The 20,107-nt window shown below is 38.7% G+C and carries 17 protein-coding genes and 1 riboswitch; of the genes, 4 read left to right on the plus strand and 13 right to left on the minus strand.

Features of this window, described 5'->3' with window-relative positions:
* Positions 1 to 7: 7 nt before the first annotated feature.
* Positions 8 to 871, minus strand: a complete 864-nt coding sequence (locus PT287_RS01545; protein WP_277132042.1) for an AvrD family protein — start codon at positions 869 to 871, stop codon at positions 8 to 10.
* Between the two features lie 177 nt (positions 872 to 1,048).
* Between PT287_RS01545 and PT287_RS01550 the strand changes: the two genes are divergently transcribed.
* Positions 1,049 to 1,534, plus strand: a complete 486-nt coding sequence (locus PT287_RS01550) for a winged helix DNA-binding protein (protein ID WP_277132043.1) — start codon at positions 1,049 to 1,051, stop codon at positions 1,532 to 1,534.
* 446 nt (positions 1,535 to 1,980) lie between these two features.
* On the plus strand, positions 1,981 to 3,483 hold the full coding sequence (locus PT287_RS01555; RefSeq protein ID WP_277132044.1) for an O-antigen ligase family protein: 1,503 nt from the start codon (positions 1,981 to 1,983) through the stop codon (positions 3,481 to 3,483).
* A gap of 42 nt (positions 3,484 to 3,525) precedes the next feature.
* On the opposite strand, the gene PT287_RS01560 is transcribed toward PT287_RS01555, so the two are convergent.
* From PT287_RS01560 to PT287_RS01575, 4 genes are all read right to left on the minus strand, one after another.
* Positions 3,526 to 4,146 (minus strand): LVIS_2131 family protein, encoded by a 621-nt coding sequence (locus tag PT287_RS01560; protein ID WP_277132045.1) that lies wholly within the window; start codon positions 4,144 to 4,146, stop codon positions 3,526 to 3,528.
* A 137-nt stretch (positions 4,147 to 4,283) separates the two neighbouring features.
* Entirely contained in the window at positions 4,284 to 5,681 is a 1,398-nt protein-coding gene (locus PT287_RS01565) for an ISLre2 family transposase (RefSeq protein ID WP_277132046.1), read from the minus strand.
* A 137-nt stretch (positions 5,682 to 5,818) separates the two neighbouring features.
* A complete protein-coding gene (locus PT287_RS01570) occupies positions 5,819 to 6,151 on the minus strand; it encodes a hypothetical protein (protein ID WP_277132047.1) in 333 nt (110 codons plus the stop codon).
* A 6-nt stretch (positions 6,152 to 6,157) separates the two neighbouring features.
* Positions 6,158 to 6,751: a hypothetical protein gene (locus PT287_RS01575; protein ID WP_277132048.1), complete on the minus strand. Its 594-nt coding sequence runs from the start codon at positions 6,749 to 6,751 to the stop codon at positions 6,158 to 6,160.
* A 356-nt stretch (positions 6,752 to 7,107) separates the two neighbouring features.
* On the opposite strand from PT287_RS01575, the gene PT287_RS01580 reads away from it, so the two are divergent.
* Together PT287_RS01580 and PT287_RS01585 are read left to right on the plus strand one after the other, a co-directional pair.
* A complete protein-coding gene (locus tag PT287_RS01580) occupies positions 7,108 to 8,685 on the plus strand; it encodes a multicopper oxidase domain-containing protein (protein WP_277132049.1) in 1,578 nt (525 codons plus the stop codon).
* An 89-nt stretch (positions 8,686 to 8,774) separates the two neighbouring features.
* The gene (locus tag PT287_RS01585; protein WP_277132050.1) at positions 8,775 to 9,482 is read left to right on the plus strand and encodes a C39 family peptidase; all 708 of its coding nucleotides are present in this window, start codon (positions 8,775 to 8,777) and stop codon (positions 9,480 to 9,482) included.
* A 222-nt stretch (positions 9,483 to 9,704) separates the two neighbouring features.
* Here the strand turns inward: PT287_RS01585 and PT287_RS01590 are convergent, their stop codons facing one another.
* The 8 genes from PT287_RS01590 to PT287_RS01625 form a co-directional block, all read right to left on the minus strand.
* The gene (locus PT287_RS01590) at positions 9,705 to 10,508 is read right to left on the minus strand and encodes an ABC transporter ATP-binding protein (RefSeq protein WP_277132051.1); all 804 of its coding nucleotides are present in this window, start codon (positions 10,506 to 10,508) and stop codon (positions 9,705 to 9,707) included.
* Positions 10,486 to 11,400: an ABC transporter permease gene (locus PT287_RS01595; RefSeq protein ID WP_277132052.1), complete on the minus strand. Its 915-nt coding sequence runs from the start codon at positions 11,398 to 11,400 to the stop codon at positions 10,486 to 10,488. Before PT287_RS01595 ends, PT287_RS01590 begins: the two co-directional genes overlap by 23 nt.
* An 18-nt stretch (positions 11,401 to 11,418) precedes the next feature.
* On the minus strand, positions 11,419 to 12,387 hold the full coding sequence (locus PT287_RS01600; protein WP_277132053.1) for an ABC transporter substrate-binding protein: 969 nt from the start codon (positions 12,385 to 12,387) through the stop codon (positions 11,419 to 11,421).
* A 352-nt stretch (positions 12,388 to 12,739) separates the two neighbouring features.
* On the minus strand, positions 12,740 to 14,527 hold the full coding sequence (lepA, locus tag PT287_RS01605; RefSeq protein ID WP_277132054.1) for a translation elongation factor 4: 1,788 nt from the start codon (positions 14,525 to 14,527) through the stop codon (positions 12,740 to 12,742).
* Positions 14,505 to 15,185: a TetR/AcrR family transcriptional regulator gene (locus PT287_RS01610; RefSeq protein WP_277132055.1), complete on the minus strand. Its 681-nt coding sequence runs from the start codon at positions 15,183 to 15,185 to the stop codon at positions 14,505 to 14,507. Before PT287_RS01610 ends, lepA begins: the two co-directional genes overlap by 23 nt.
* Positions 15,186 to 15,279: 94 nt before the next feature.
* Positions 15,280 to 16,824, minus strand: a complete 1,545-nt coding sequence (locus PT287_RS01615; protein ID WP_277132056.1) for an ABC-F family ATP-binding cassette domain-containing protein — start codon at positions 16,822 to 16,824, stop codon at positions 15,280 to 15,282.
* A gap of 535 nt (positions 16,825 to 17,359) precedes the next feature.
* Positions 17,360 to 18,346 (minus strand): diaminopimelate epimerase, encoded by a 987-nt coding sequence (dapF, locus tag PT287_RS01620; RefSeq protein ID WP_277132057.1) that lies wholly within the window; start codon positions 18,344 to 18,346, stop codon positions 17,360 to 17,362.
* A gap of 2 nt (positions 18,347 to 18,348) precedes the next feature.
* Positions 18,349 to 19,713: an aspartate kinase gene (locus PT287_RS01625; protein ID WP_277132058.1), complete on the minus strand. Its 1,365-nt coding sequence runs from the start codon at positions 19,711 to 19,713 to the stop codon at positions 18,349 to 18,351.
* 169 nt (positions 19,714 to 19,882) lie between these two features.
* A riboswitch (Lysine riboswitch) is annotated at positions 19,883 to 20,059 on the plus strand.
* Positions 20,060 to 20,107 lie beyond the last annotated feature (48 nt).

Raw genomic sequence — 20,107 nt, forward strand, 5'->3', positions numbered from 1 at the left:
TATCCCCTTAGTATGGTAATTCATGAGTAATTTGTGCTTCAAACTCAACTTTATTATTATTATCTGAACATTTTTCTTTAAGAATTCGCCACTTTTTACCCTTCATTTCAACAATAGAAGAATCACAATCTATATTTTCATCACATGTAGCAACTATACGCTTCATCCACATATTATTGGAATCTTCTCGTAATACATTGTCATAGTTATAAGCTAAAGCCTCTCCAAGTTGTGAAAATACAACTAACCATTCCAATATAGATAATTTTTGCTTTAAATTACTACCTAATCCACAATACTCTATATTTCTGTCACGTTTACGACTAATATTAGCCGTAAGTACTGTTTTATCTATATAATTAATATCCTTAACGTTCAAGTGAGTATCTGTTAAATGATGGTCAATGAATCTTCTTTTATTGTCTTGTATATTATTAATCTTATTTTGCATATTACTCTTTTTAAGTTCGATTGATATTTTCATCCCTTCTATCTCAGTTTTAAAAGAAATATTTTTATCATTAAATAAAATATTAAAAATTTGTATTTTTATACTTTTTGTATATTCGATAGGTTTCTTTCCAGCTCTAAATTTAAATTTATACAAATAAAAATTATTCAAATTTTTGTGATTATTTATTTTTTCAAACATTAAGCAACTTAAAATAATAGAATCAATGGTACTAAGATGAACTGTTTGCTCAATACCCTTTTTCTTAGACCAGTTTTCTTTATTCAAGCCAACTTTAGCATCTGCAGCATATCTATTACTGTCTAGTTTTACCACTTTACCAATAGCATATTTTGTTCGTCTATGACCAGCACCGAAATAACGTTCCTCATAATTTCCAAGAATATCATCAATATCCATTAAATTTCACCCTTTTACATTATTTATATAATACTTCACATATCATACATGACATATAATGCATGATATGTTAAGCATTATAATTTTAAATAAATGTCATGTCAATTAAATTTAGTGATTTTTACAAACGAATACGTTAAAATTAATAATACTAAATACAAGGAGGTTAGTGATTTTATGTTGACAGAAAAAAAATATGAACTTTTACGCTTCTTGATCAAGGGAAGTGAACGCGAGTCAATAAGAATATTCAACGAAATGCTTTCAGACTATAATGTAACTGCTAACCAAGCAGAAGCATTGATGATTCTTAAACAAGTTGAGCCTATATCACTTAAAGAAATTGGCAAACTATTAATATGTGAAAAAGGTTCTCCAAGTAGATTAATTCAGTCTTTAGTTAACAAAGGGCTTGTTAGTAAGGGAACCGATAAAGTTGATAAAAGAAAGAATGTTTTAACCCTAACTAAAAAAGGTAATCTGCTTATTCCTCAGATAAATGAAGTCAATGATAAATTAAATAAGTTAATTTTGAATCGAATCGATAATGATGATACGATAAATTATCTTATTAAAATTTTTAGTAATTACTTATCTGGAACAGAAACGGGTAAAAAAATTGAGTTACGCTACCCTAATGAATTGCATTTTAAATCTAAATAAAAGAAGGCTGCAGATCATTTTGATTTGCAATCTTCTTTATTATCAAATACTCAAAAATAACCGATAAATCAAATATAATTATTCCTTTTTCTGTATTCTAATTAAAAGACTCTTATTCATTACTTTTCTATCCAAACAAAGTTAAAATTTAATTTCAGGTTTTTTCAGCTCTCTTTTAATAAAAAGTGTCTGGGAAAAAACTCAGCACAAAAGGGAATGTTAAAATAAAAAACTAACATTTCTTTTTTTATACAATATTTTGTTCATATTATGCTCTGAAAAGTTACAAAAACTTAAAGATATTAGCAATAGCATTCGATTTTAACGGCTACTTATAACCTGATTTTTTCAAAATCAGAGTTTTTTTCCAGACACCTTTTTTTTTACACCTTTTTTGCCTAAAATTAAGCTAACAAAATAATTTATTTAAACAATGGAGAATCACAGTGAAAGAAAAAGCAAGAACCATTTTGTTTTGGTTCATTCTCAGTCAACCATTTTTGGACTTATATTGGTTTTATCACGGCAAGCTTGCCAATATTTTGCCCTTCACCTTGCCAACAATCATTCGGATTTTAGCTGTTGGTGTTTTACTCGGACTCTTTTTAAGTCAGCAAGAATCGTGGCGCAAACTTGGCCAGCGTAAGTGGCTAATCGCCTACTTGGCACTACTAGTCATTTATTCAGCAATGCACCTTGTCCACGTGCGCAGTTTTACCAGCATTAACCCCACAGGATACGGTTACTCAACAGTCAGTGAAGTCTTTTACTTAATTCGAATGGCGCTGCCACTGATTGTCTTATTCTTAACCGACGAACTTGATTTTGGGCAAAAGCAATTACGGCTGGTAATTGAGGGTGTTTCCGGACTTTTTTCAGGAACGATTGTATTGTCCAACTTGTTTGTTGTTTCTCTTAAATCTTATGAAACAGGGACAATTAGTGCCAACATTTTTATGTGGTTCTTCAATCCTAATATTGGCTACTCGCACATGGCTTCCAAGGGCTTTTTCAATTTTACTAATATGATTTCTGCCGTTTTATTCATGCTATTGCCACTAATGATGTACTACTTATTTACAGAATTTAATTGGCGGACAATTACCCTCAATGTCGTGCAGGCACTTGCCATGATTGAAATTGGGACTAAAGTGGCCGCAATTGGTTTAATTGGCGGGATTATCATTAGTTGTCTGCTGTTTACCTTCCATAAATATATTATTAAGGATGTTAAAAAAGGTGGCTGGGCAATCCTAGTTGCCATCTTAATTGAGTTTGGGTCATTAGTGATTTTACCGTTTGGCCCCGCTATTCAACGCTACAATTACGAAATTTACCTCGCCAAACAATCCGACCATGACTTAACGGCTGAAACACGTGAACTTAAAGCAGGACTGGCAAAATATCCCCAAGGAAAAAAGCGGAATAACTTTTTACGTAACTTTATTAAGAACAATTATCAAGCCTATGCTCTTAATCCTAAGTTTGTCTTCAAGAGTTACCCTTACCAATATGATCCCGAATTTTGGCTCAAAATCATGAACGAGCCTGGTCAAACTAGGATGCAAAACCGCCATATTGAACAAGCAATGCTCAATCAGGTTGTCAAAACAAATAATAATCGGTTAGACAAATTTTTCGGGATTTCATATACCCGAGAAAACAACATCTTTAACTTAGAACGTGACTTTTCGGCACAAATATATGCTCTCGGATGGCTGGGAATGCTGCTATTTGTTGGTCCTTACCTCGCTGTTCTGGCATACGGCATCTATCAATGGCTAAGATACCGCGCAGCACGAACCTATCTTGTCAGTTCTCTTATTCTGGCTAGCCTCTTTGTTTTACTTGCCGCCTTTTCATCCGGCAACGTTCTAGACTTCTTGACTGCCAGTTTCCTGCTTGCCTTCATTGACGGTAACTTGCTCAGGCAGGTCAAGCATAATTAATCATACTAAAAAATGGTGACTCCAATTTTGAAGTCGCCATTTTTATTTTTGCTTAATAAACGATGCATCTGGAATTCTAATCAAATAGTAGGTCATCGCGTTGTGACCCGCATGCATCCCAATGCCGTTTTGCCAAATTTTCTTATAAGTCGCAGTATAAATCGCAACGTAAGCCTTCTGGTACTTTTTATCCATTTGCTTTAATTGCTCAACTTTATAAGGCACCCGCTCAGCATTCAAATCCAGCGGATTCTTCCCGTAAGCCACCGTCGCAAAGTCACTGGATACCTTGACCCGCTTACCTGAACGATAAAATGTGTAAGTTTGCGCACCCATTTTTTTCTTCTTAGAATTAATCGTCACGTAGCTTGAGTTGCCTGTCCCCGTATCCATTACCAGCGGCTGATAAATAATATGTGAAGAAATCTCGCTCGTGTCTTCCAAGTCAGGATTATCGAGTATGGTCTTGGTAAACATGGCGCCAAGTCCAACTAACAAAACAACAACTTCTAAAATATCCAGCAAAAAATTGGGCCAGCTGAAGCGGCAATGCTTCTTAATAATCATCGTAATCCGCCGCTTGCGAATATTCTGAACCACAAATACAAAATAAAGGATAATAACTACCCATAACAAGATGCCAAGTAGATTCCAGCTAAACATAAAAGTCCTCCTGTGATTGCTTCCATTATATTGTAAAAAGTTCGTTTTGAATAGCTATCTACCAAAAAAGTTAGTGTCAACTTTTTGTGGGTAATAAACTTTAAGCCTTTACCTGCTGCTATTTGTAGTTTTCGCTTTTAAATTATTTGCTCGGGTAAATCAAATATCTGCCCACCATTAATGATCCCTTGATTCCAATAATGTGTCTTGGCCGTTTCGCCAAAGTCTGCTTGAAAATGCTCATAATACGGTCTGTTCTTTGCCTTAAAACGATGGTCTACTTGCCTAATTCTTTGCTCTTTAGCAGCTTTTCGTTGCTCGTTAAGCAAATATTGGCTAATATCGCCGCCATTTAATTGGAAGATAATACTTCTGGCTACACTTTCAGCTCCTACCTTACTCCAGCCCATTGGTCTTGAACTCAGCCGCTCTGACAAACAATGACTGATGTGACCCTCAGCGGTGCAACGCTGATAAGCTGCTTCTTGCGTATTTAAAATTGCCTGCCAATTACCTAATAGATAAGTTTTAGCTTGGTTAAGAGCGGCAATTTGCGTTGATGTTACGTCGGGATCACTAAAGCGAGTTTCAAAGTATAATTCTACTTTATCCCGCTGACCGCTTAAAGCCCAATGATATAAGCGATAAGCGGCTGCTGCCTTAGTATTAACAGCGGCTTGACGGCAATACTTTAATAAATGAAAACGATCCAAGACAAACTTACAGTTAGGTAGATATTTAGCGCCCGCCTTAATCCAAGGCGCGCCATCACCAGCAAGATAAAACTGCTTAGCCTGGGGATAATTGGCTTCTAAATAACATAGCACCTCGTCCCACAGCTGTTCATCGGCCATACCAGCATAAGTACCAGTAAAATATTTAGGCTTAATTAAGTGATGGCGTTTTTGACTGTCATCATAACCTTCGTGTAAGTACACCAACTTCATAAAATGATTACTGCCGTCTTGAAAGGCGACATGATCTTCATCAGCCTCTAAATAAACAATTTGCTTATTTCGTGTTTGCACTTGATCAGAATGATTAGGCAGCAGTTGACCCTCACGATGAACAATATTCATGACTGTTGTTTTAGAATGAATTTCACTATATTTAAGTAAATCAATGGCTGCCTGATAATGATATTTAGCTACGTTTTCTAAAACAGCCGCCTTAAAGCCTAAGGTCATCCGGCTATACTTGGTGAAAGCTAAGGCTTGATCAAGCCAAAAGAAATAATGTTGGTCTTGTTTATCTTGGTAATAAGTACGCTTAAAAGTTAATTGCCCATACAAAGTCTGCTTAATACATGTACGCATGGCTTTAACTTCATACTGCTTTTTACGACTAGGCAACTGCTTATAACTAGCATCAAGCTGCTCAAGATAAAAACCAATTAGCTTTAAACCCCAATGGCGTAATTCCTGCATGAATATTTCTAAGACATCATCAAAAGTAAGCTGACTGTCCAGCAGTTTATTAGTATTGGCAGTCAAATTATCTAACAAAAGTTGTAAGTCTTGTAGTAAACTAGTCATATAGAAGAAAACCTTTCTGAATGTAAATTTTGTTCAAACTACATTTTAACAGAAGGTTTTCTTCTATTTTTTATTTTCCCCACAAATACTTTACGCTAACACCAAAAAAAGACTGGCAAAATTGCCAATCTTTTTTCTTAAGCTGAATAATGATTTTCCTTCAAATTGCGTTCAAGTAAGTGCGTGAAGGCATCTTTTTGCAAAGTAGACGAAATATACATCACGGTAATTTGGCTCTCATCATCAACAATAAACGCAACACGTGCCGAGCCCGTCTTCTTCAAATTTACCCGGCATTCGTAAACGCAGGCGCCGTTAACTCGTTCACTGGCTGCCCGTTTAACCTTCGACATCCCCGTTTCAACCTGAACCGTCAATGCCGAAGCAATGCAATCTTTAATTATCTTAACTTCGTTCTTGTGCTTTTTGAAAAATTGCTTGCACCCCGAACGCTCATATTCAACTTTCACTAGTCATTACTCTTTTTTACTTTTAGCACTGCTTGATTTGGCAGTCGTCTTCTTTGCCTTAGTAGTTTTCTTTGCAGCTTTTTTAGTCGTTGTCTTCTTTGCGGCAGTCTTTTTCGGTGCCTTTTTGGTTACTGGTGCTGGCTTCTCATACTCCCGCACCTGCTTAATCTTTTCAGCGATTGCCGCCGTTAATTTTGCAATAACTGCATCTTCATCTTGTAATTCCGCCTCAGTTGCTAGCTGGTCAATGCGAAACTTCGACGCATTTAAATAGTCAGACGCGGTCTCAAAGTAAATATTAACGGGATAATCTTTGCCTTCTTCAAAAAAGTTAGCAATCTTTTTATAGTTACTGTAAGGCAAGTTAATAATGTTGGATTCCAAGGCAAAAGTTACTGGCCGCTGGCCCGTTACTTCCAGCGCAATGTGACTTAACGAACCTTTTTTAATGGCCATTGCCGTCTCCTGCACCATTTTGGCAGCAGCCTCTTTAATTTTGGCCTTTGACTTACTTAAATCGGCATACTTGATAGTCGCCAAATCCTGTAAATAATCTTCTTGCTCAATTTTTTCAGTTAAATTTTTTAAATTAATCTTCAAACTAAAAATTCCTTTTTTTCAATTTATAACCTTATTTATCATTCTTCTATACGATACTCAAAATCGGCTGTAAAAACAATTTATTTATTTTTATTTTTAAAAAACGTTAATCTTTAGTAAGTAACTTTGTAAGCAAGTAAGACAAGCATTTTCGGGCAAAAATATCACTACTTTTAACGCATTTTAGTTTCTAATTAAATAACATTTACTACGATTTTTTCTGAAAACGAGTTTATTTTATAATATTTGCATAAAATCATGATTTTAACCACTTTACAAGCGTTTTCACCAAGAGTAAATTTAAGGCGTAATGAAATTTTTTTACTAAAATTTTTTTAACTGAAAGGTAGACAAATATGTCAGATAAAGTTTACACAGATTATTTCTATAATTCAGAAGACTTTGACAAGAATCACGAAATGGGTTACAAAGAACTCCATATTCCTGAAGGTGTCGAAGCTTCTCCGTTAATTGTTCCGCCAGTATTGGAACCAGATAAGGTTGAAAACAACGATGTTTGGTACACCATTGAATCCCAAGAAGGCGACTTTCAATTTTTACCAGGCAAGAAGACCCATACTTGGGGCTACAACTTCCCAGTTCTTGGTAAGACAATGGTCTTAACCAAGGGACAACATGTCCACGTAACTTTGAAGAACAGCTTGCCAGAATTGACTACTTACCACTGGCATGGTATGGAAGTTTCAGGACCAGGTAACGATGGTGCTTGTCACTCACCTGTATACCCTGGCGAAGAAAAGCACATTGACTTCGTTGTTAACCAACCAGCTGCTCTTACTTGGTTACATGCTCACCCATGTCCATCAACTGCTGCTCAAGTATGGATGGGCTTAGCTATGGGTGTTGTTGTTACTGACGCTAACGAAGCTAAGTTGCCAATTCCTAAGAGTTACGGTAAAGATGAATTCCCAATCATCTTACAAGACCGGATCTTCCACGAAGACAACCAATTCGACTACAAGGCAGACTACAACGCAATGGGTATCTTTGGTGATACTCCAGTTATCAACGCTACTATTAAGCCTTACGTTGATGTTACTACTCAAAAAGTACGTTTGATCTTCTTAGGTGGTTCTAACCGTCGTGAATGGAGATTACACTTCACTGATGATTTGGTTATGACTCAAATCGCTGGTGACGATTCATTCTTGGAGCATCCAGTTAAGATGACCAAGATTTTAATCGGGCCAGGTGAACGTCAACAAGTAGTTGTTGATTTCAAGGACTACAAGGAAGGCGACGTAGTTAACCTTTACACTGATGACTTCAAATTAGTTGAATTCAGAATTCACAAGTATGAAAAAGACGACAGTGTAATTCCTGACACATTGTTCACACCATATGACCCAGTTGTAAATCCAAACAAGGAAATCCGCAAGGTCACAATGGACAACCACAACGAAATCAACGGTAAGCAATTCGCTATGAACAGAATTGACATGAAGCAAACCTTGATGAGTGCTGAATACTGGGATGTAACCAACACTAACGACAAGAAGAACGGTATGCTTCACCCATTCCACGTTCACGGTGCTCACTTCTTAGTTGTATCACGTGACGGTCATGACCCATATCCAAACGAACAAGGCGTTTACAAGGACACTGTTGAAGTTGCTCCTCAAGAAACTGTTCGGATTAAGGTTTACTTCCAAAACACTGGTGTCTTCATGTACCACTGCCACATTATCGAACACGAAGATGCTGGTATGATGGCTCAAATTCAAATCGTTGATCCTAAGGACCCAGACAAGAAGTACCACTTGATGGACATGGAAACTTTGACTAAGGCTTTCGCTGAAGAAAAAGGCATTCCAATGGACGAAGTTTACTGCCCAGGTATGGACGTTGAAGGTATGGATGTTAAGGGTGAAGACCACACCATGGATGCATTTTCAGGTGCAAGTCATCACTAATTCATTTTTCAATTAATAACCCAAAAAAGCACTCATTAAGTTGAGCGCTTTTTTGGTTATATATAGCTTTTTATGATTAAATAGCAACTATGAAGTATACAAAATCATTTAAAAAATCTTTAACTTTACTAATGATACTCCTACTTCTTGGAGTTATTATTTTTGCCTTCAATTCCAAGAGTTTACGTAACCAATATGACTGGTTAACCTTAAAGTCTGAGCAAAAACTCGATGTTCCACTTGAAAATCAATATCCTGACCTACCTAATGGCTGTGAGGTCACCTCTTTAAGCATGCTTTTAAACTATTATGGTGTAAAAGTTACCAAGCTGGATCTATCGCAAAACATTGCCCACGTTGCTTCATTTACTGATAATGGTCAATATCGCGGTAATCCTCACAAGGGGTTTGTCGGTTACATGAGTCAGGCCAATGCCGGCTGGTGTGTTTATAATGAGCCACTTGAACAGGTCGCGCGAAAATATACTAATCGTATTCAGAACTACACTGGACATGACTTTATTCAAACAATGAAGTTAGTCTCGACTGGCCATCCCGTTATGATTATCACAACAACTAACTTTAATCATGTTAGTGACATGCAGACTTGGCGGACAGCTCAAGGCAACGTTCACGTTACCCCTTCTTCCCATGCGTGTGTTATTACCGGCTTTAATAAAAAAGCGCGAATTATTTATGTCAATGATCCATTCGGACATAAAAATGAACAAATTCCGTGGGCTAATTTAGAGCGAAGCTATAATCAGCAGGGAAAACAGGCTTTATACATCAAATAATAAATAAAAAGAGCAGGTTCAATTAAGAACTTGCTCTTTTTAGTCAAGGCCATTTTTCACAAAAATGGTTGGCTACTTCTGTTCACATCAGGTAGGCCAAACGCCAGCACTTCCCGTGCCTATCATTTAAGACGGGTGTCCTTGTAACAAAATTACGCATCTCGCGTTTTTTGTCGGCTCGTAACATTTATTATACATGTTTCTCAACCAAGTGCAACTTTCTTACGCCAATAACATTGCATCATCCCTCAACCTAGAACCAACATTCTGTTGAAAGAGTGTCATTAACTTAGGAACCGTTAATTGCCGTTTTTCTTCTCCAGCAAGATTTAATGCCACGCGGCCTTCATGGAGCATAATCAAGCGATTGCCATAGCGAATCGCATCTTCCATATTGTGTGTTACCATAAAAGCCGTTAATTTTTGCTCAGTAATTAATTTTTCGGTTAAGTGCATGACAGTGATTGAAGTCTGAGGATCAAGTGCTGCTGTGTGCTCATCAAGCAAAATTAAGTCAGGACGCTTTAATGTTGCCATTAACAACGTAATTGCCTGTCTTTGCCCACCTGATAGCAGGCCAATCTCCGTTTGCAAGCGATTCTCCAAGTTTAACCCTAATTGTGCTAATTCTTTTTGAAAAAATTTGCGTTCTGAACGCTTAACTCCAGGTAAGAAGCCGCGATGCTGGCCGCGCTTCATCGCCAAAGCTAAGTTTTCTTCAACTGTTAATCTAACTGCTGTTCCCATTTTAGGGTCCTGAAAGACACGACTAATATTTTTAGAACGCTTGGTCACCGATAACTTAGTAACATCTTGATTGTTTAAAAAAATCTGTCCCTCTTGAACGGGCAATGTTCCCGCCAAACTATTTAATAACGTTGACTTACCAGCACCATTACTTCCAATTACCGTAACAAAGTCACCCGCCGCAAGCTCAAGATTAATTCCGCGCAGCACCTGATTTTCGTTAACCGTGCCACGACCAAAGGTTTGGTGTAAATTCTTAATTTTTAATACTTGCGTCATTATTAGTTTCTCCTTTTTTCTTACCAGTTAAGTGAAAATTAGGCAGTGCCAAACAAACAACCAATACCAGCGCCGAAGCCAATTTAGAATCAGACGGTTCCACGTTCATTTGGAATACTAAAGCTAAAATCAACCGGTAGATAATTGCTCCCACAATTAGTGTTAATAGCCGTTTACCAATTGACAGATTACGAACCAAAACTTCGGCGATAATAATTGAAGCTAATCCAATAACCAAAGTTCCCACGCCGGAATTAAGGTCGGCAAAGCCATTGTTTTGGGCTAACAATGCACCAGAAAGTGCAATACAACCATTGGAAATCATAAAGCCTAAAATTTTCATTTGTTCAGTCTTAATACCATTAGCGGCACTCATCTGCGGGTTATCTCCCGTTGCTCTCATTGCCAAGCCAATTTCAGTTTTAAAAAAGACATCAAGTAAGATAATCACCAATAGGCTAATTATCAGGCCCATCACAATCACTGCATTATTATGTGACAAGCCCCAATCTTGCATACTGGTAAAAATAGTTGCTTTACCTAAAAGAGAGACATTAGCAGCGTTGCCCATTACTCGCGAAGTAATTGAATATAACCCCGTCATCGTAATAATCCCCGCCAATAATGCTGGTATGCGCAACTTGGTATTCAAGATTCCAGTAACAAGTCCAGCAATTAAGCCACCGCCAAATGCAGCAATTGTCGCTACAAAAGGATTGACCCCTTTTACTAAGCAAATTGCGGTAATCGCGCCGCCCAGCGGGAAGCTGCCTTCTGCTGTCATATCGGCTAAGTCTAAGATACGAAAAGTAAGATAAACACCAATTGCCATTAGCGACCATAACAGCCCTTGTGAAGTAGCTGATAAAAATAAATCTTGGAAAGTACTCATCAACGTTAAACTGCCTTTCTATTTAGGAGCTTTAATCGAGTTCGGGTTAATGCCTAAAGCCTTAGCCATCTTTTTGTTAACAACTAATTTCAAATTCTTTGCCCGTTGAACCGGCATATCTGCTGGCTTAGCCTTACCTGACAAAATTTTGGCTGCCATTTTACCAGTTTGGCGACCTAATGCTTCGTAATCAATTCCAATTGAAGCCAAGCCACCAACTTTTACTTGGTCAATTGAGCCGGCTACTAACGGCACCTTCTTTTCCTTGACTACCTTACCTACAAGTGAAGCCGCAGAATCAAAAGTATTGTCGGTTGGCAAGAAGATCCCTTGAACCTTGCTTGCTAAAGTTTCGGTAACTTGTTGAACATCATTGGTTGTATTCGCGGTTTTAACTAAAACTTTTACCCCAGCCTTCTTTAAAGCAGCAATTGCCAAATCAGCCTGAATTTTTGAGTTCGATTCACCAGAATTGTACATGATTCCAATTGTCTTAGCATGCGGTACTATTGACAGCAATAATTCTATTTGCTTATCAATTGAAACCATATCGGTGGTTCCCGTCACGTTCTTGCCCGGCTTGGCATCAGACTTAACCAACTTGGCCGCCTTTAAATCAGTCACTGCAGTTACAACCATCGGAATATCCTGAGATGTATTAGCCAAACTTTGCGCAGCGGGTGTAGCGATTCCCAAAATCAGGTCAGATTTTTCATTAACTAATTTTTCACTCATACTTTTGAGATTATCCTGACTATTTTGAGCATTTTGGTAATCAATCTTCAGATTTTTCCCTTCAACGTAGCCTTCTTCTTTTAATCCTTCCTTGAAACCTTTGTAGGCCTTATCAAGTGATGGGTGCTGGACAACTTGCAGAACACCAACATGCTTTACTGTCGTACTTGTTCCTGCTTTTTTACTGCTGCAACCACCTAAAAGCAATAAGCCAACCAAACTAATTCCTGTCGCTAATTTTTTAATATTCATGGTTTTTCCTCCAACTTCCAAAAATATTGCCAAATAAAAACACCCACTTATCTCTAAGTGGGTGCTCAAAAATTATCTTTAATCTGATTAAACTATCGCGATTAGCCACTTAGAAGTATGTGGCTAATCAATGTCAAATAACCTTAGCCATCATAGATAAACTCAAACTGTGCTCGGTTTGAATTCATCCTGATGAATCCAAACACTATCTAAAATAGCTAAGATAATAGCAGTTATTCAATTGTAATTCTCGTTTATGATTAATCTCATTCATTGAAAACTACCTCCGGCCTTTGATGACAAAATTATAAAATATTTAAAAATTAATGTCAATACCATTTTTAAATTTTAACTATAATTCCAAAATCACGTTAAATACTTCCTGTGGTAATTTGACTTCTCCTTGGGCTGCACGACGTTTATTTAAACTTTGTCGTCTTAGTAGCGCTGCTTTTTTGGAAACACTACGCTGTTTGCCATCAACCGCCGCGTTTTTACGCAATGGTGGAACATCAACACGAGCAATTGCTTTGCCTTCAACGATTGCTTGCACCGGCGTCGGGTAGAGCCGCCGCGGGACAGTATACTTTAATTCTTTGACCAACTTTTGCGCCATTTGTGGTGCATCCCCGCGGTGTACAACAAATGATAATGAATCAACCGGCGCATAGTTAATATCCACCTCGATTTTAACCAAGTCAGCATCCTCGTAATCCAGAAACTCTGTGTTAAGTGTGGCATAACCATGCGATACCGACTTTAACTCGGAGAAGAAATGGTAAGCCACTTCTGACAGTGGCATCTTAACGGTCACCAAAATTTGTGCCTCATCATTGTCTAAGTCAAGTAGCGTACCCTTATGTTGCTCCACCAATTTTAAAATGGCATTCAAAGTATCATTGGGTGTCATAATTTCGGCTTTAATAAATGGCTCTGTTACGTGATCAATTAAGCCAAAAGCGGGATATTGCGCTGGGTTATTGATTTTCATCGTTTGGCCATTTTTGAGATAGACGAAGTACGTCACGTTCGGCGCTGTTGTCAGAACATCAATCCCGTACTCATCTTTCAGCCGTTCACGAATAATTTCCAAATGAAAAGTCCCTAAAAAGCCACAACGAAAGCCCTGCCCCAAGGCTTCTGAACGTTCTTCGACAAATGAAAATGATGTATCGTTCAAGCTTAATTTATTCAGTGCCTGCTTTAATGCTGGAAAATCATTATTCTTAGGATAAATTCCGGCAAAAACCAACTGTTTAGCCGGTTCATACCCCGGTAAGGCCTCTTTAGTCGGCGTCATTTTAGTAGTGATTGTATCGCCAACGCGAATTTTTTTCGGATCCTTAATGCCCGTAACAATGTAGCCAACTTCACCTGCTTGCAAGTCCTTTTGGGCCTGCATATTCGGAGTTAACACTCCGATGCCCTTAGGCCGAAACGACAAATCAGCTTGCATCAATTGCAAATCAGACGTGGCCGTTAACTGACCGTCAACCAGCCGCACATTAATAATCACTCCCTGATAAGCATCATAAATTGAATCAAATACCAGTGCTTTAAGCGGTGCACTGCTATTACCACTAGGCGCCGGAATTCGCGTTCTAATGGCTTCAAGCAATTCGGGAACCCCCTGACCAGTTTTAGCAGAAATTAGCAGTGTTTGCGCCGACGTAAAGGATTTATCCAGCTCAAGTAATTGCTGCTGTGTGCGGACAACGTCAGCCGAAGCAATATCCGCCTTGTTAATTACCGGAATTAAGGCCAGATTGTTTTTCTTAGCAATGCGATAGTTGGCAATCGTTTGCGCCTGAATCCCCTGAGTTGCGTCTACTAACAGCAGCGCCCCTTCAGTTGCGGCCAGGCTTTTGGCAACTTCATAATTGAAATCAACGTGGCCAGGGGTGTCAATCAGGTTATATTCATATTCCTGACCATCCTGCGCCTGATAAAAATTCCGCACAGTTCGTGCCTTAACAGTTACGCCGTGCTCCTGCTCAACTTCCATGTCATCTAACATCTGGTCGCTGCGTTCACGCTCACTAACTGTTTTGGTCAACGCCATAATTTGGTCGGCCAAGGTCGACTTGCCGTGATCAATGTGGGCAATAATCGCAAAATTACGAATTTGTGCTTGTTTCATTGTGTTTTTGTTCCTCAAAAAATCCTGTTAAATAATATCTCATTTGAGCTTCAGCTTCCGCGACTAAATCAATCGTAAAATCGGGATAAGTCAAAGCAACTTGTTGGTGGTTGAAGCTAGCAAGCGAGGACATATTCATCAGGCCGCTGATAATTGCGCTTTGAATAATAAACAAATGACTGAATTGCCCTTGCGTTAATAACTGCTTGCTTTTGGATGCCAGCAGCGTGCCCAACTCCTGACTAACCGCATATAACTGGTTGCGGCGTTTAATCGTTTCCGTCATATTGGCTTTACCTTCTAGCACCGGGCCGCGAATGGCATTTAAGCGAACCAATTCCGCATGCCCATTAATTAACTCTCGCGTTGAACTAATCATTAAGTTAGTAAAATCCGCCTGGGTTACTTCACCTTTTTGATTAACCTGCTCAATGATTTTAGTAAAAAAGGCACAATAGTCTTCCAGCAAGACACTCATAAATAAGTCTTCCTTGGTTGCAAAATAGTTAAAAACCGTGCCCTTAGCCATTCCCGCTGCATCGGCAATTTGTTTCATTGTAATTTGGGTATAACTTTGCTCGGCAAAAAGCTGCATGGCCACCTGCATAATTAGTTGGCGTTTGGCGCGTTTTTGCTGGACTGTATGAACATTTGGCATTTTTTCACCTCTAACTTAAAGATATTATTACGCAAAACTGACCAAAGGTCAATTTTAACCAATTAAAAAAGATCAGCTTAACTGATCCTTTTACTTACTGATTCATCGTTTCAATGTCAATTGTCTTGTCGACCCAGTCACCTTGGAAAAAGTCGCGCTCGTGACTAACAATAATTACGCCACCAGGGAAATTAACGATTGCCTTACGCAATGCATCCTTGGTATCACGATCCAAGTGGTTGGTCGGCTCATCTAGGAACAGCAAGTTAGCTGGTTCAAACTGCATCTTCGCCAGCTTAACCTTTTCTTGTTCACCGCCAGACAATTTTTTCAATGGACTCATTGCCTGCTGCACCGTTACACCCATACGAGCCAAAGCTCCGCGTAATTCCTTTGGCTTTTGCCGCTCAAATTCTTCCTGCAAATATTGCAGCGGCGTCATATTATTATTCGGCCAGGTCAAGTCCTGCTTAAAATAGGCTAATTTCGCTGTTGTTGACAACTCGAAATCACCAAAAATTGGCTTTAATTGCCCTAACAGAGTTTTAAGCAAGGTAGTTTTCCCAATTCCGTTAAAACCGGTGATGGCTACTTTTTCATTGCCACCAACCGAAAAGTTAAATGCTTCTTTAACAAGAGCATGATCATAACCGATTACCAAGTCTTGCGTCTGCAGCAATAAGTTAGAAGCCGTTGCGACATAAGGAAATTCAAACCGCGCACGCCGATTAGACTTTGGTGGTGTCAAAACATCCATGTGAGCTAACTGACGTTCACGTGACTTGGCACTCTTGGAACGTGTTCCCGCCTTATTCTTGCGAATATAGGCTTCGGTTTTGGCAATTTTGCGCTGCTGATTAGCGTAAGCCTTGAGATAAGTCTCACGGTTAGCTTCTTTTTGGCGCATTGCTTGCTTCAAAGTTCCCGTATAGCGCGTGATTGTGCCGACATCAACGTCAATAATGCAGTTGGTAATTCGACCCAAAAAGTCGTAATCGTGGCTGACGACAATAAACGCACCTGCGAAGTCATTCAGATAATCAACTAGCCAGTCAATATGCGACACATCAAGATAGTTAGTCGGCTCATCCAGCAGCAAGACATCAGGGTTTTGCAATAATAATTTAGCTAAAATAATCTTCGAACGTTGCCCACCAGAAAGCTGAGCCACATCGTGATCGTAGCCTAATTCTGCCAAGCCAAGCCCCGACGCAACGCGCTCGATTTCCGTATCAATACCATAGAAATTATTTTCTTCTAAATAAGTCTGGATTTTACCAGCCTTTTCAAGTAACTCGGCAGCACCATTCTCGGCATATTTGGCATAAAGCTCATTTAATTCTCGTTCTTTTTGATATAGTGGTGCAAATGCCGTTCGCAAAAAGCCGCGGATTGTTTCACCCGGTGTTAATTTGGCATACTGATCAAGGTAGCCAACATCAACCTTATTCTGCCACTTAACTTGCCCTTCGTCCGGCAACATTTCTCCCGTTAAAATCTTAATTAAGGTTGATTTACCAACCCCATTTTGTCCCGTGACCCCCATGTGATCCTCTTTATTAAGGACAAAATTCGCATTCTCGTACAAAGTTTTATCAACAAAACTTTGGCCCAGATTTTTAACCGTTAGTAAACTCATCGTCCATCCCTTTCGAACTAAAACAACTCGCTCTAGTATATAATAAAGTCGCACTTTTGGCTCAAACAAGAAGCTGGTTGCCACAAATTTTGCCAGCAATCTGAAAATAAATACGCAGGAAACTATCATTAATCATTATGCCACTTCATAATAATTAATATTTTTACAATTAGTATTGAATTTCACAATGAATTATGCTTTAATTAGTTATATCAAGAGAAGTAGAAATACTAATTATACTATTTTAAAATCTAATAATTTATCAATCTTATAAAATGACTAAATATGTAAGTTGTTGTAGTCAACATCTTGGTATTACTAGGTTTACCACCTGCTAGATTAAACACCTAGCAGGATTGAGCAAGATAATATGCTCTATTCATTAAATCACTTACAGAAGCATGCTAGGTTTCGAGCCTAGCATGTTTTCTTTTATAAATAATTCACTAACTGCAAAAAGTCCACTGGAATCTTTAAATTCCAGTGGACCTTTTATTGATGCCCGAGCTATTAAAGCATAAAGCACTGCTTCTTATTATTTTTTGAAAACAGACACAAACTTTAAATAAGCTTCCTGCTCGCCAGTTGCGGCAACTTTAATCTGATCTTGCGCAAATTCTGCTTCATGCAAGCATTCTTCAGGTAGAGAAATCTGGTGGGTTACGGTTGCATTACCAATTAGCTCGATCCAGTAACGATTAGCCTCAGAGTGAATTTTTGTCTGCACCAATCCCCCAGGATTATAAACCGTCAGCAACTCATCCGCGGCAACCTGCTCTGGATAAGTTAAGTGACCGGCTAAACTGGTCGCCGACATTCCTGTCCCACAGGCATTGGTAAAACCAACGCCGCGCTCATAAGTCTCCACAAACAATCGATTAGACGCCAAAATTTGCGCAAAACTGACATTCACCCCATCTGGAAAATACGGATTAGGTTGATTTAATTGCTGGCCCAATTGCCGCAGCGTGTCATGAGCCGCATGAATATCATCGACAAAACTGATTAAATGCGGATTAGGAACTGCCAGTGCCGTAAATTTCAGCTTAGCAGCTAGCTCTGGAATCGGTTGGTTAATAATTTTGGTTAAGGACAAATTATGCCAACCAACATCACTTGCCACAAACGACACCGGCGCAATCTCAACACTAAAAGTCGGCACGTTAGGAGCCAAGTCTGGATATTGCTGCACATGCAAATTCGCCGCAGCCGTCTGCACCAAAAACTTGTGCTTGTGCAGTTTATTAGCTAAATATCTGGCAACTGTGCGCAGACCGTTGCCACACATCAAAGCTTGTGACCCGTCCTTGTTAAAAATTCGCATTTGCGCGACAGCCGTCTGGTTAGTCGCCGGTTCGACAACTAATAAGCCGTCACTGCCGCCAAGCAATCCCGCTTTGGCGTCGGTTAGCTTAACAGCCAAGTGCTCTAATTCAGGTGTTGTTAGTGGCTGCGTGAGTTTTGTTTGGTCCAGCAAAAAGAAGCTGTTTTGCGACCCATGAACTTTTTCTATATTAATCATTATTATTTTGCTTTCTGTATGAAAAAATTGTTGTAAATTTGTCTAACAGCTGCCGGAGCATCCTTACGCTTAGTTCCCAGCATAATCGAAATCCGTGATGCCCCCTGGTTAATCATGTGAACACCAATATTTTGGGCTGCGAGCGGCTCAATAATTTTGGCCATCACACCAACTTTATTTCGCATTCCTTCGCCAACCACCATGATAATGGCATAATCATCAATCCATTCCAGACTATCCGGTTGCAATTCCGTCCGAATTTCCTGACACATCTTTTCGCGAACGCCGGCAGTAAACTGGCGATTATCAAAAATCACGGTCAAGTCATCAATCCCTGACGGCATATGTTCGTATGAAATGTGATATTTATAAAAAATTTGCAGCAGCTTCAGGGTAAAACCCACCTCTTTGTTTAACAAATATCGGTGTAAGTAAAGTGCCGAAAAATGTGTTGCAGTCGCCACTCCCGTAATTACGTTAGCTGGTTGAAAGTCCTTTGCTGGCACAATCATTGTTCCCTTAAGACGAGGATGATTAGTATTCTTGACATTAATCGGAATATTAGCCGCAATTGCCGGCAAAATCGCTTCATCATGAAAAACAGAAAAGCCCGCGTATGATAATTCCCTCATTTCGCGATAAGTCATTTTGTTAATCGCCCTTGGATGTGCAACAATTGCCGGATTAGCCGCATAAATTGCGTCAACATCGGTAAAGTTTTCGTACACATCCGCATGAAAGCCACGAGCTAAAACAGCACCAGTAATATCCGAGCCACCACGAGAAAACGTGGCAATTTGCTTTTGTTTGGTTAAGCCATAAAAGCCCGGCACAATTAAGTAGCCAGCTGGCAAATGATATTGTGCTAACTTGTCATAGGTGTCTGGTAAAATCATGGCTGCCTGAGGATTATCCGTCACTTCGATTCCTAATTCTCCACTACCAGCAAAATGTGCATTTAAGTTTAATTTTTGCAATATTTGCGTTAACAAGTGTGCATTTAGAATCTCACCATGTGCTTTAAAAGTCGCTAATAAATAATCATCAATTTGGTATTCTTTTTTTGGTAAGTCCAACAAGATTTGCTTTAACCTTGTCATTTTTTCACTTGGTACGGAAAAATAATTGCCGATTGCGGCATAACGTTGCCAAATTTGCTCCTGAATAGCAGACAAGTCTTGATGAGCCAGCGTTCTATTTGCGTATTCTATTAGTAAATCTGTTATTTTATAGTCATTTTTATCTCGCTTACCAGGCGCAGAAGTCACAATAATTTTGCGCTCTGGATCTGCGGTAATAATCTTAATAATTTTCTCAAAATGTGGGCCATCTGCTAATGAACTGCCGCCAAACTTAACTACTTTCATTTTTTGGTCTAATCCTTTTTTATAAAAACTACTGGTAAATTTTTGAAAGATTAGTTGCAATTCTAGCATTTATTTTTTAATCTGCAAGAAAAATATTTTTAAAATTATAAACTGGTTTGCTTTTTTAATTAAAATTATTGACAGCTTTCTAAAAATAATATAATATTTAAGCAATCGAAGAGGTCGCAGTGACCATTAGTAAATTATCTGAGTTTTGCTAGAACTATGAAGCTAATTGAAAGGGGAAACTGCCGAAGCATTAATTCACAAGCAAGAATTAATAGCTGGGCCATGATTGAACAAATCATGGACTGTCGTAGAAAATCTACGGAGCGCTTCCGACAATTTGATACCAGATATTAATTCAGGTTCTTTTGTTTCAGCGCAAACAAAA

The organism is Lactobacillus sp. ESL0679 (assembly GCF_029433515.1).
Taxonomy (GTDB): Bacteria; Bacillota; Bacilli; order Lactobacillales; family Lactobacillaceae; genus Lactobacillus.